Annotated in this window: 11 protein-coding genes; 6 read left to right on the forward strand and 5 right to left on the reverse strand. The window is 57.5% G+C overall.

Annotated elements, in window-relative coordinates; genetic code table 11:
- The first annotated feature begins 27 nt into the window (after positions 1-27).
- Complete coding sequence (gene bfr / locus JQR86_RS04105; RefSeq protein WP_010795526.1) at positions 28-519, forward strand: bacterioferritin; 492 nt, start codon at positions 28-30, stop codon at positions 517-519.
- 31 nt (positions 520-550) lie between these two features.
- Here the strand turns inward: bfr and JQR86_RS04110 are convergent, their stop codons facing one another.
- Complete coding sequence (locus tag JQR86_RS04110) at positions 551-790, reverse strand: hypothetical protein (protein ID WP_010795525.1); 240 nt, start codon at positions 788-790, stop codon at positions 551-553.
- 25 nt (positions 791-815) lie between these two features.
- Complete coding sequence (gene ada, locus JQR86_RS04115; protein ID WP_434154384.1) at positions 816-1,877, reverse strand: bifunctional DNA-binding transcriptional regulator/O6-methylguanine-DNA methyltransferase Ada; 1,062 nt, start codon at positions 1,875-1,877, stop codon at positions 816-818.
- A 186-nt stretch (positions 1,878-2,063) separates the two neighbouring features.
- On the opposite strand from ada, the gene JQR86_RS04120 reads away from it, so the two are divergent.
- The 5 genes from JQR86_RS04120 to JQR86_RS04140 all read left to right on the forward strand — a co-directional run bounded on the left by JQR86_RS04120 (position 2,064) and on the right by JQR86_RS04140 (position 7,269).
- The gene (locus tag JQR86_RS04120; protein WP_150346750.1) at positions 2,064-2,822 is read left to right on the forward strand and encodes a substrate-binding periplasmic protein; all 759 of its coding nucleotides are present in this window, start codon (positions 2,064-2,066) and stop codon (positions 2,820-2,822) included.
- Positions 2,813-4,729, forward strand: a complete 1,917-nt coding sequence (locus JQR86_RS04125) for a diguanylate cyclase domain-containing protein (RefSeq protein WP_434154385.1) — start codon at positions 2,813-2,815, stop codon at positions 4,727-4,729. Before JQR86_RS04120 ends, JQR86_RS04125 begins: the two co-directional genes overlap by 10 nt.
- Positions 4,726-5,463 carry a substrate-binding periplasmic protein gene (locus JQR86_RS04130; RefSeq protein WP_434154386.1) on the forward strand — a complete coding sequence of 246 codons (738 nt, stop codon included), beginning with the start codon at positions 4,726-4,728 and terminating at the stop codon, positions 5,461-5,463. Before JQR86_RS04125 ends, JQR86_RS04130 begins: the two co-directional genes overlap by 4 nt.
- 166 nt (positions 5,464-5,629) lie before the next feature.
- A complete protein-coding gene (locus JQR86_RS04135; RefSeq protein WP_074822536.1) occupies positions 5,630-6,259 on the forward strand; it encodes a phosphatase PAP2 family protein in 630 nt (209 codons plus the stop codon).
- A 146-nt stretch (positions 6,260-6,405) separates the two neighbouring features.
- Positions 6,406-7,269: an isocitrate lyase/PEP mutase family protein gene (locus tag JQR86_RS04140; protein ID WP_019364929.1), complete on the forward strand. Its 864-nt coding sequence runs from the start codon at positions 6,406-6,408 to the stop codon at positions 7,267-7,269.
- A 77-nt stretch (positions 7,270-7,346) separates the two neighbouring features.
- On the opposite strand, the gene cyoB is transcribed toward JQR86_RS04140, so the two are convergent.
- From cyoB to JQR86_RS04155, 3 genes are all read right to left on the reverse strand, one after another.
- Positions 7,347-9,371, reverse strand: a complete 2,025-nt coding sequence (cyoB, locus tag JQR86_RS04145) for a cytochrome o ubiquinol oxidase subunit I (protein WP_074822539.1) — start codon at positions 9,369-9,371, stop codon at positions 7,347-7,349.
- 188 nt (positions 9,372-9,559) lie between these two features.
- Positions 9,560-9,970 (reverse strand): Cu(I)-responsive transcriptional regulator, encoded by a 411-nt coding sequence (gene cueR, locus JQR86_RS04150; protein ID WP_074822542.1) that lies wholly within the window; start codon positions 9,968-9,970, stop codon positions 9,560-9,562.
- Positions 9,967-12,366: a heavy metal translocating P-type ATPase gene (locus JQR86_RS04155; protein ID WP_434154834.1), complete on the reverse strand. Its 2,400-nt coding sequence runs from the start codon at positions 12,364-12,366 to the stop codon at positions 9,967-9,969. Before JQR86_RS04155 ends, cueR begins: the two co-directional genes overlap by 4 nt.
- Positions 12,367-12,412: the final 46 nt, after the last annotated feature.

The raw sequence follows: 12,412 nt of genomic DNA on the forward strand, positions 1-12,412 counted from the left end.
GTGCGATCATTTTATTAGGTAGTAACCATGAAAGGTCATACGCAAGTCATTGATTATCTAAAGGACCTGCTCCGTGGTGAGCTGGCCGCACGCGATCAGTACTTCATCCATTCCCGTATGTATGAAGACTGGGGATATCTGCGCCTTTACGAGCGCATCAACCATGAAATGGAAGAGGAAACCCAACATGCAGATGCCCTGCTGCGTCGTATCCTCTTTTTGGAAGGGCAGCCGGACATGCGTCCCAAGGATATCAATGTAGGCCATACGGTACCGGACATGCTGCGCAGTGATCTGGCGCTGGAATACGAAGTGCGTGAGGCACTGGCCCAAGGCGTTGCGCTGTGTAACAGCGTGGGTGATTTCGTCAGTCGTGAAATCCTGGTGGCACAGCTTGAAGACACCGAGGAAGACCACGCCTATTGGCTGGAACAACAGTTGCGGCTGATTGACAAGCTGGGACTAGAAAATTATCTGCAATCCCAAATGAAGGCCGGCGAGCCTTCCGAGGCGGTATAGCGCGCCTGGTTATGAGGCGCAATACAGCGCCTCAGGCCACTTCCTGAATACAGACATCACTTAGCCCAACCTCAACGGCACGTCGCTCGATGCTGGGCTGAGCATGCAGCTCCCAAGGTGCATCCACCACACCGGTGGGCTCGGGGACATGCTTGATCAGTAGCTGCATGATGGCCTGCTCCTGAGTGATGGGTTCAAAACTCTCCATCTGTTCTTCGAGCGGCTCGCCATTAAAGCGGTAGTGAATGGCGTAACGGTGCAGGTTATGCATAACGATCTCCTTGAAGGACCTGTACCTAGATGGACCGCGGCGGCGCCTTACTCGTTTCAATCATTTCGGCTTCGCGCTTGAGTAGCGTCTCCTTGCGCGCAACGCCCCAGCGATAACCGGTTAACGCTCCGCTGGCGCCGATGACGCGATGACAAGGCACCAGCAGGCCCAGGGTGTTACTGGCACAGGCGCGGGCAATGGCGCGTGGATGACTGTCCAGTTCTACAGCAAGCTCTCCGTAGCGCCGGGTCTCGCCGGGCGGGATCTGCATGAGGGCCTGCCAGACCCGTTGCTGAAAGGCACTACCCTGCATATCCAGCGGCAGGGCATGCACCTGGGTCGGCTTATCGAGCTGAGCATGGACATGGGCAAGCTCATCGGCCAGGGCGGCGTCGTCATGCTCGCAATGGGCGGCGGCAAAGCGCTCGGCCAATTCCCGTTCAAGCGTTGATGCCTCGTCCCCAAACAATACGGCGCAGAGGCCACGGGAGGTCTTGGCGACTAATACCAGCCCAAGTGAACAGACAGCAATGCCATAACGGATGTGTTCTCCTGCACCCTTGCGCCGACGTTGCGCCAGCGCCAGGGCGTTGGGCTGTTCATAGACAGCGCGGCTGCTCCCATACCCACTGGCAAGGGCCGCTTCCAGAACTGTATCTGCCCGAGGCAGGTTGGCCTGCAGGCGTTGCTGGCGACGGGCTTCAGCCCAGGCGCGGGGTGTAAGTCCGGTACGCTGTTTGAACAACCGGGCCAGATGCGAGGGTGAAAGCCCAATGCGCGAGGCCAGTTGATCCAGGGAGAGCGGCTGCTCGGCCTGGTCGAGCAGGGCACATGCGGCCTGAATCAAGGCGTCCTGCTGCTTAACGGGGCTTTCCCGGTCCGGCTGACAGCGTTTACAGGCGCGATACCCGGCTGCTTCTGCCTCGCGTGGCGTTGTGTAGAACGTCACACGCTCCTGACGAGGGCGACGGGCAGGGCAGGAGGGGCGGCAATAGATGCCAGTGGTCTGGACCGCAAACACGAATCGGCCGTCATGGGCCGTATCGCGGGTACAGACGGCATTCCAGCAGAGGTCGATGTCGAGCATGGCGGGGATCTCATCTCGTCAGGGTTTGGATGATTGTCGGCTTCCAGGCCGCGGTGGGCAATCCGATTCACGCTTTCAAATCCGTACAGGCACGCTCCGTCCGAGACGAATAAAGATTTGTATCACTCGAGCGATACCCTCTCACAGTTAACACGAAACTAGCCTCTGGGCTTCTGGGACCAGGCAATGAGCCAGATCAAGACCGCACTGTTTTTTCTGACGCTTCTCATGGGCGGTCTGCAACCTGTTCAGGCCCACGAGGTAGCGCTGCGTGTCGTGACGGAAGAGCTGCCGCCTTACAACATGACCATTTCCGGCAAGTTGACCGGCTTTAGTACAGAAGTTGTAGAAGCTGTATTGGCCCAGGCCGGACTCAAGGGCACGTTCCAGTCAATGCCTTGGGCTCGTGCCTACGACACGGCGCTGCATGATGAAAATGTGCTGATCTATTCCATTGCGCGTATCCCCCAGCGAGACCTGCTGTTCAAATGGGTTGGCGTCATTGCGCCGGCAGAGTGGGGGCTCTTCAGTACCCGCGCTCGGGATATCCCGCTTCATACGCTCGAAGAGGCCAGACCCTATCAGATCGCGACCGTTCATGGCGATGTAGGGGAGCAATACCTGCAGTCCAGGGGTTTCTCTATCGGTCTGAATCTTCAATCCAACAATACCTATGAGCAAAACTATCAGAAGCTCAAGCGGGGGCGAGTGGATCTCTGGATGGCCAATGCCGTCATGGCTAAACATCTGGCCCGCCAGGCTGGGGAAAACTGGAGTGATGTTATGACTCTGGCCTATCCGCTTACCGATTTCGGGCGTAACGAAGGACTACACATGGCCTTCAGTAACCAGACATCCGACGAAATCGTGACTCGTGCTCGCGAGGGACTGGAGCAGATCAAGCGTAACGGAATCTACGAGGCATTGAAGAAAAAATGGCTGTAGATGTGCATAACGCTCGTATAGACCTGCCGGAGCAGTGGCAACAGGGTCGGGGTTCGCTAGGTTGGCGTCTGGTAATCGTCACGCTCGGATTCTGCTTCTTTTTCACATTGATTAGCGTTGGCGTCAGGACCTGGGCGGTGTGGCATCAGAACGTCCAGCAAATGGACATTGAGTTGGGACTGATCGAGCAGGTCTACCAGCGCACCTTGACCAAGGCCATCTGGGACATGGATCAGGAGTCGGTCGAGGCGCATCTGGACAGTGCCGTTCATATCGCGTCGGTGGCGCGCGTGCAGCTGACCGTGTTTTCCGCTCAGCAAACGCCGATCGTTCAGGTGCGCTCCCGTACCGGATGGATCGAGTCAAACCTGGCTCCGATGCGCCAGGTTCCTCTGGTCTTTTCACCGTACGCCGGGAGCAGGGAGACTGTTGGGGAGCTGAGACTCTATGGCAATGAAGACCTGCTCTGGTCTGAACTGAAATCGGTCGTGGTGTCAATCGTCGGGTTCCAGCTCCTGCAATCCATGCTGCTGGCCGGCCTGATCATTCTTATGTTCAGCCGTCTGGTCACGGTACATATCCGGCGTATTGCGCTTCACTTGGCTGAGTTGAGCCCCGAGCGGCTTCACCTTCCCTTACGGCTTTTTCGTTCTGCCAGGCGCGAGGACGAATTGACCCTGTTGGTACAGGGGATCAATCAGCTACAGAACAACCTGTCCGGGTATCTGGGGCGGCAACATGTGTACGAAAAGGAGCTGGCCGCGCACCGGGATCAGTTGGCCGAGCGCGTACAGGCCCGTACGGCGGAGTTGCAACGCCTGACCGAGGCGCAGCACATGGTGCTGTTGTTGTCTAATCGGCTTATCCGTGCGCCGTATGAGCGGCTGGAGCTTTATCAGCAGTCCTGCCTGAGCGAAGTGGCCCAGCGCCTGGGGGCCTGTTATGCCCTTTGGTATATCCGTGAGGAGTCGGGCATTTATTTTCGTCTGGCCATGCATTGGTGCTGTGAAACCCACGCCGTCCCGGAAAACCAGATCACCGCAGCGCAGCTGGCGCATCTGGAGGTACTTCTTGATCAGGGCGAGCCGGTTACGTTCACTTCCGGCAAGGCGCTTACCGATGTGCTGTCAGCGTATGGTGCTGCCGCCTTCCAATTATTGAATGCCGAAGCCACTGCATTTGTCCCGGTAGGAGCTGGCGATGAGCAGCTGGGTTTTTTGGTGTTCATTCGCAAGCAGGTTACCGACGTCTGGCAACCCGATGAGCACGCTTTGTTGGCCATGACGGCGCAAATGCTGTTGCACAGCACCCGGCATCGCGTGCAGCTGGGCGACATCATGCAAACCCAGGAGGCGTTGCGGGAAGCCAATGCTCAGTTGAAAGCACTTTCGCGGAGCGATCCGTTGACGGGGTTGCCCAACCGGCGGCATTTCGATGAGGTCAAGGACGTTGAGTTCAGCCGTGCTCAGCGTTCGGGCCAACCCCTGTCCGTGCTGATGTGCGATATCGACTACTTCAAGCGCTACAACGACACCTATGGCCATGCCCAGGGGGATGAGTGTCTGCGCCTGGTGGCGGCGGCCATGAAGGCCAGCATTGCGCGGGCAGGTGATCTGGTCGCGCGCCTGGGTGGGGAAGAGTTCGCTGTTCTGCTGCCGGCTACAGACAAGGCTGCGGCGTACCTCTTGGCAGAGCGATTGCGTCAGGCTGTCTGTGACTTGGCTATTCCCCATGACGAATCGTCTGTCGCACCCATCGTCACCCTGAGCATCGGACTGGCCACGTTCGAAGCAGGCATTTCCAGCACCTTTCATGAGCTGCTCGAACTGGCTGATCGATCCTTGTACCAGGCGAAAGGGGATGGTCGTAATCGGGTGGTGAGCGCCACATTCAGGGAGACGTTATGAAAATCGGAAAATGGATGGCACTGCTGGCGGGGATGGTTGTTAATCATGTCATGGCCGAGCCGATTCAGGTGGTTACCGAAGAAAGCCAGTTCATTACAGTCAAAAATGGGCGTATTGGAGGGGCGGCAACAGAGGTCGTTGAGCTCACGCTGAGTCGGGCCGGACAGACGGATTACAGGATTGGTCTTTACCCTTGGGCAAGGGCCTATGATATCGCGACCAACCAGCCAAGCGTTCTTATCTATCTGGTTGCCCGGACACCGCAGCGTGAACCCTTATTCAAATGGGTAGGGCATGTAACGAGCATGCAATATTACTTTTACAAGCTGAAGTCCCGTACGGATATTGATCCGCAGAGCCTGGAGGATGCGCGGCAATACAGCGTAGGCGTGATGCGTGATGATTTCCGGCATCAGTATCTACTGCACCATGGGTTTTCCCGGTTGGTGATATCGGCTGGGGTTGAAGAGAACTTTCAAAAGCTTATCAATGGACAGGTGCAGCTGGCACCGCTGACGGAAAGCAGCGCCGCCCACGAGTGCGCCCGAAAGCATTTTGACTGTACTGAACTGGAACAGGTTGCAGCGCTAGGTACCATTGAGGCGGAACTGTACATGGCTTATAGCGTGGCAACGGATGATGCTGTCGTGGAAAGCACCCGCACCGCCTTCGGACAGCTCCAGCAGGAAGGTGTTGTCGACAAGATCATTGGTACGCTCACGAACAACCATTGAGAAACCTGCTCGCTGCATTACGAATTGATGCAGGTCTCGTCTTTACCGTAACGCATTGCCGGTTATTTGCAGGATTACACACCTTGGCAATCCGGTGATCACTTGCGCCGACATGCCGTTATCCTAGGGTGTCTGAGGATTGTTTTTGTAATTAAGGGATTGAGCGATGCAGGCTTTGACAACCATTACCAATTTTGGTGATTCCTCGGTCATGTTGCCGTGCGCATTGATTATTGCTCTATGGCTGTGGCTGGGCGCTTCACGCCGTACGGTACTGCTCTGGCTGTCGTTGTTTGGTGGGGCATGCCTGCTGGTAGCAATTTCCAAGATGGCTTTCTTTGGCTGGGGTATTGGCATCCGCGCCTACGACTTCACCGGCTTTAGTGGACACTCCATGCTGGCCTGCAGTGTCATACCGGTTCTGTTCTGGCTGTTGGCAGCCAAGGCCCGGTCTGTCGTGCGCTGGGTCTGTGCCGGAGCCGGGGCGCTCTTCGCCCTCGCGATTGCGGTCACCCGAATCAAGTTGGGGTTTCACTCGGTTTCCGAAGTGGTTACCGGGGTGCCGATCGGCTTTGCAGCCAGTGGTGTCTTTCTCTGGCTCATGCGTGATCGAGCGGTCGTGGTGAAATCAAACTTGGCTGTCATTGCCAGCCTGCTGGCCCCCTTGCTGGTGCTCTATGGACTCAATGCACCGACCCAGCATTTCATGGAAGATGTCGCAACCAAGCTGGCCAACGGTGCGAACCCCTATACGCGTGCTCATCAGCGTGCAGGTGTTAAGCCGATAGGCGATTAGACCTTAGTAGGGTGTATGATGGTGCATCCCGAGGAGTGACAGCTGCCATGGAGCAATCTTCTCCCGTACAGCTGTCATAGAAGCATAGATGGTGCGCTCGTGTGTCATCGGCTTCGAATCCATCAGCCCTGTCCAATGGAGGTCTTATGGCCACACCTTCGCAGCATGAGTTGCGAAAGCAGTTTCGTGCATTGCTTGAATCCAATAAGTGCTATGACGTTGGTTCGGTATTCGATCCGATGTCTGCCCGCATCGCGGCCGATCTAGGCTTCGAAATGGGTATCCTAGGTGGATCTGTCGCATCGCTCCAGGTTCTGGCTGCACCTGACTTTTCCCTCATTACCTTAAGCGAATTCGTTGAGCAGGCGACCCGTATCGGTCGTGTTGCGACACTGCCCATCATTGCCGACGCCGATCATGGCTACGGTAATGCCCTGAACGTCATGCGTACCATCGTCGAGCTTGAGCGCGCCGGTGTGGCAGCCTTGACCATCGAAGACACCCTGCTGCCTGCCCAGTATGGTCGCAAGTCCACCGACCTGATTCCACTGGATGAAGCTGTTGGCAAGATCCAGGCCGCTCTGGCAGCCCGTATCGATCCGGCACTAAGCGTGTTTGCCCGGACCAATGCCGGTGTCTTGAGCGTTGAGAAAACCATCGAGCGCGCCCGCGCCTATCAGGATGCAGGCGCCGATGGTATCTGCATGGTGGGTATCAAGGACTTCGATCATCTGGAGCAGATTTCGCAGCACCTGAGCGTGCCGCTGATGCTGGTTGCCTATGGCAATCCTGAGCTGCGTGATTTCGAGCGTCTGGCCAGCCTGGGCGTGCGTATCGTTCTAAATGGCCATGCGGCCTATTTCGCCGCTATCAAGGCCACCTACGACTGCCTGCGTGAACAGCGCGGCATCCATGCTTCCGACCTGAGTGCTTCCGAACTCTCGACGAAGTATTCCACGCTTGATGAGTACCGTGTCTGGGCACGTGACTACATGAACGTGAAAGAGTAAGGCGCTTCTTCGCGTCCCGACTCCAGTGAGCCCGACTGCCTGCTGAACGGAGAACTTCCACTCAGCAGGCGGGCCGCTTAAACCATCGTATACGCCTTGGGCGATGCCGCATCCTCCTGACTCACCCCCGTACACTGCTCCCGCTGCGCCTTGTGCGCTTCCTCCATGCGGGCCACATCTGCAGCCTTGATGTAATAGCCGTGATCGTCCTTGAAGCTATGCAAGATGGCAGTGGCAATCATGCCGATAAATCCCAGAATGGCCATCCACCAGATGTACCAGATCAGACCAAAGCCCAGCACAAAGCTGAATCCGGCGATGATCAGCCCGGCGCCGGTGTTGCTTGGCATGTGGATATCCTTGTAATCCGCCTGGTGCTTTTCCCTGACGCCATGCTCTTTCATGTCCAGATAGGCATCGATGCCATGGACTTCCGGCAGCTCGGCAAAGTTATACGGAGCTGGAGGCGAGGCTGTGGACCATTCGAGCGTACGGGCATCCCACGGATCGCCGGTCAGGTCCTTATTGTGGGCGCGCTGGTGAATGCTGACGAGCAGCTGGGCTATCTGGCAGATGATGCCGCACAGGATAGTCAGGGCACCGACAGCTGCCACGATCAGCCAGGGATGCCAGTCTGGATTGGCATAATGGTTGAGGCGGCGCGTCATGCCCATGAAGCCCAGCACATAAAGCGGCATGAAGGCCAGGTAGAAGCCGACCACCCAGAAAAACAAGGCATAGCGGCCAAGCCTTTCGTTCAGGGTGAAGCCAAACATTTTGGGAAACCAGTAGGTGATGCCGGCAAAGTAGCCAAACAAGGCACCGCCAATGATTACGTTGTGGAAGTGGGCCACCAGGAACAGGCTGTTGTGCAGGACGAAATCAGCCCCCGGGACGGCCAGCAGCACGCCGGTCATGCCACCGATGGTAAAGGTTACGATGAAGGCAACGGTCCACAGCATCGGGGTAGTGAACTGAATCCGCCCCTTGTACATGGTGAAGAGCCAGGTAAAGATCTTTACGCCGGTTGGAATTGCAATGATGCTGGTGGCAATGCCAAAGAATGCGTTGACGTTAGCTCCTGAGCCCATCGTGAAGAAGTGGTGCAGCCACACGAGGAACGAGAGCACTGTGATGGCCACCGTAGCCCAGATCATCATGTTGTAGCTGAACAGGCGCTTGCGGGTAAACGTCGCGGTCACTTCGGAGAACACGCCAAAGGCTGGCAGAATCAGGATGTACACCTCGGGATGGCCCCAGGCCCAGATGAGGTTCACGTACATCATGGCGTTGCCGCCCAGCTCATTGGTGAAAAAGTGCATTCCCAGGTAGCGGTCCAGACTCAGGAGCCCTAGGGTTACGGTCAGGATCGGGAAGGCTGCCAGAATCAGCACGCTGGTACAAAAGGCCGTCCAGGTAAAGATCGGCATTTTCATCAACGTCATGCCGGTGGTACGCATCTTCAGGATCGTAACGAAGAAATTGAGGCCGGTCAGGAGCGTGCCGAGGCCTGAGATCTGTAAGCTCCAGATGTAGTAGTCCACGCCAACGCCAGGGCTGTACTTGATCCCTGAGAGCGGCGGATAGGCGACCCAGCCCGTCTTGGCGAACTCGCCCAGGCCGAGCGATAGGTTGACCAGTACTGCTCCGACAACGAACAGCCAGAAACTGAGCGAGTTGAGGAACGGGAAGGCTACGTCACGTGCACCAATCTGCAGCGGTACCACCACGTTCATCAGGCCGACCACCAACGGCATGGCTACGAAAAAGATCATGATCACGCCATGGGCGGTAAAAATCTGGTCATAGTGATGCGGAGGCAGGTAGCCCTCTGCGCCGCCCGCCGCAATGGCCTGCTGGGCACGCATCATGATTGCATCCGAGAAACCACGAAGCAGCATTACCATGGCGACGATGATATACATCACGCCGATTCGCTTGTGATCGACCGAGGTCAGCCACTCCGACCACAGCCAGCGCCACTTGCGAAAATAGGTGAGTGCACCCACAGAGGAGAGGGCCACCAGAATAATGAAGCCGATGGCGCCCATGATAATAGGTTCATGAATCGGAATGTCCGATACACTGAATCTTCCGTACATTCGCGTTGCTCCTCCAATGTAACTAGGCGTAATGACCTGAACGCTGGAGATTTCGTTAGTTCCACTCAATACCCTATCGAGCCCGCCTCAGGTCTTTTTGTAGGTCTGTGTCTAGGGTGAGGCTCAACGAACATTGGCGGCACGAAGCGAAAAGAGCGCCATGCCTTCAGTGCTGGTCCCGGTACCGCTCAAGAACTGCAATGTCGACAGGACGCTTTGCCCAGCGAGTCCAGAATGGCGCATTCAGGATGTTCGTTGCCCGGGCACTGATCCACCAGCTGTTGTAGAGTGTCACGCAGGCTCGCCAGTTCAGCGATCTTGCGGTTCAGTTCATCCACATGGGCGCTGGCCAGGGCCTTGACCTCGGCGCTGGAGCGGTGTCGATCACGCCAGAGCCCTAGGAGCCTGCCGACTTCCTCAAGCGAAAATCCCAGGTCTCGTGAGCGCTTGATAAAGGCCAGCGTCTCCAGATCACTGGTGCGGTACTGTCGATAACCACTGGCGCTGCGCCCGGCTGGGTCCAGCAACCCGATGTTTTCGTAGTACCGGAGCATCTTGGGGGTAAGCCCGCTTGCACGGGCGGCTTGGCTGATGTTCATGACTGACTCATCTTCTCTGGTTGCCAACGTTTGAGCAGTAAAGCGTTACTGACAACGCTCACGCTGGAAAAGGCCATAGCAGCCCCGGCTAAGACCGGGTCAAGCAGGCCAAGCGCCGCCAGCGGAATACCAATGACGTTGTAAATAAAGGCCCAGAACAGATTCTGGCGAATCTTGCGATACGTACGACGGCAGATATCCAGCGCCCCTGGCACCAATGCCGGGTCGCCACGCAACAGGGTAATCCCGGCGGCATGCATGGCCACATCCGTCCCGCTGCCCATGGCGATACCCACATCGGCGGCCGCCAGGGCGGGTGCGTCGTTTATCCCGTCACCCACCATCGCCACACAGCGACCTTGCGACCTGAGCTGTTGTACGACTGCGGCCTTATCGGCTGGCAGCACTTGGGCATGAACGTCTCGAATACCGGTCTGCCGTGCAACAACCCTTGCGCTGCCTTCGGTATCACCTGTGATCAGATGGCTGCTGATATGGTGTTTTTCAAGCGTGGCAATCGCATGACTCGCTCCCGGCTTGAGCTCATCGCCAAAGGCCAGAAGGGCCAGTACCCTTGGCTCGGGCTGCTGCTCAATCAGCCAGGAAAGCGTGCGACCTTCTTCTTCCCAGACGTTGGCCTGAGCGATAAGCGGACCTTTATCAAGCCCCAGCTCATGGAGCAATCGCCCGTTAGCCAACGCCAACTGCCGGTGGTCGATCTGGCCCTGAATACCGCGCCCCGGCAGGGCGCGGATATTCTGCGCAGCAGGTGCGTCCAGCAGGTTCTGCTCGCAGGCAGTGAGAACGGCCTGAGCCAAAGGATGTTCGCTACCGCGTTGCAGGCGGGCCGACAGGGCAAGTGCCTCTTTCTCACTTACGGTATCTGTCGCCAGATGAATCAGGCGAGGCTGCCCTGAGGTCAGTGTACCGGTCTTGTCAAAGGCAGCGGTATCCACGGCATGGGCTATTTCCAGCGTCTGCGCATCCTTGATCAAAATGCCGTAGCGTGCCGCGACGCCTGTTCCGGCCATAATGGCCGTAGGCGTGGCCAACCCCAGGGCGCAGGGGCAGGCAATCACCAGAACGGCGACGGCATTGATGAGCGATGTTTCCCAGCCTGCACCTGCCATCAGCCAGCCAATCAGCGTCAACAGCGCGATACCCAGCACGACGGGGACAAACACCTCGCTGACGCGATCGACCAGGCGTTGAATGGGTGCCTTGGCCGCCTGAGCGTCTTCTACCAGACGAATGATACGCGACAGAACGCTTTCACTGCCTAATGCGGTTATGCGAACCGTCAGCATACCCTCGCCATTGATGGAGCCTCCCGTGACACGATCACCCGGTCCTTTGCCCACTGGACGGCTTTCTCCACTGATCAAGGCTTCATCGGCGTAGCTGTCTCCAGACTCCACGAGACCATCGACGGGTATCCGTTCACCGGGGCGGATACGTACCCGATCGTCTATCTTGAGCTCCGCCAGACTGACCTCCTGCTCCAGTCCGTCGTTGGATAACCTAAAAGCCCGCTCCGGTCGCAAGGCTTGCAGGGCCCGGATGGCATCACCGGTCTGCTGCTTGGCGCGGCTTTCCAGGTATTTGCCCAGGCGGACCAGGGCGATAACTACGGCAGCCGCCTCGAAATACAGGTGCGGCATGCTGTTGGACGGGGCGCTCCACCACTGGTATAGGCTAAGGCCGTAGGCTGCGCTGGTGCCAAGGGCAACCAACAAATCCATATTGCCGGAGCGGGCCCGCACAGCCTTCCATGCAGCCACATAAAAGCGAGCACCCAGCAGGAACTGAACGGGTGTTGCCAGTGCAAACTGCACCCAAGGTGGCAGCATGGCGTGGATACCCAGTGGTTGCAGCAGCATCGGCACAATGAGGGGAAGGGCGAATAACAAAGCGAGTATCAGGGCACCTCGTTCCCGGGCCAAACGCTGCCCAGCCGTTTTGTCATCATGGGTGGTAGCAAGTCGGGCCTCATACCCCGCCTTGCCGATGGCGACCAGGAGCAGGCTCGAATCTGTTCCCGGTATCAGCTCGACATGGGCCTGTTCGGAGGCCAGGTTCACGCTTACGGTATTGACGCCCGGAACCTTGCGCAGCGCGCGCTCGACCCGGTTGACGCAACTGGCGCAGGTCATGCCGGTGATATCAAGTTCGAGCGACTCGGTAGGAACGCTATATCCTGCGCGCGTAATGGCTTGCTGCAAGATAGGAAGCGATCCCTCTGGTGCGTGGACCCGGACACGCTCATTGGCCAGATTGACGCTGGCGCTTTCCACACCTTCAACTTTTCTGAGCGCACGCTCCACCCGGCCGGCGCAGGCCGCGCATGTCATGCCGTGTACGGGTAGATCGAATTCGGTCATGGCTAATCTCCTCATCATAGGATAGAGGATCAACCTTGACCTCGTGTTAAGGTCAAGCCCT

Origin of the sequence: Pseudomonas sp. JZ134 (assembly GCF_051027695.1) — a bacterium.
Classification (GTDB): domain Bacteria; phylum Pseudomonadota; class Gammaproteobacteria; order Pseudomonadales; family Pseudomonadaceae; genus Chryseomonas; species Chryseomonas luteola.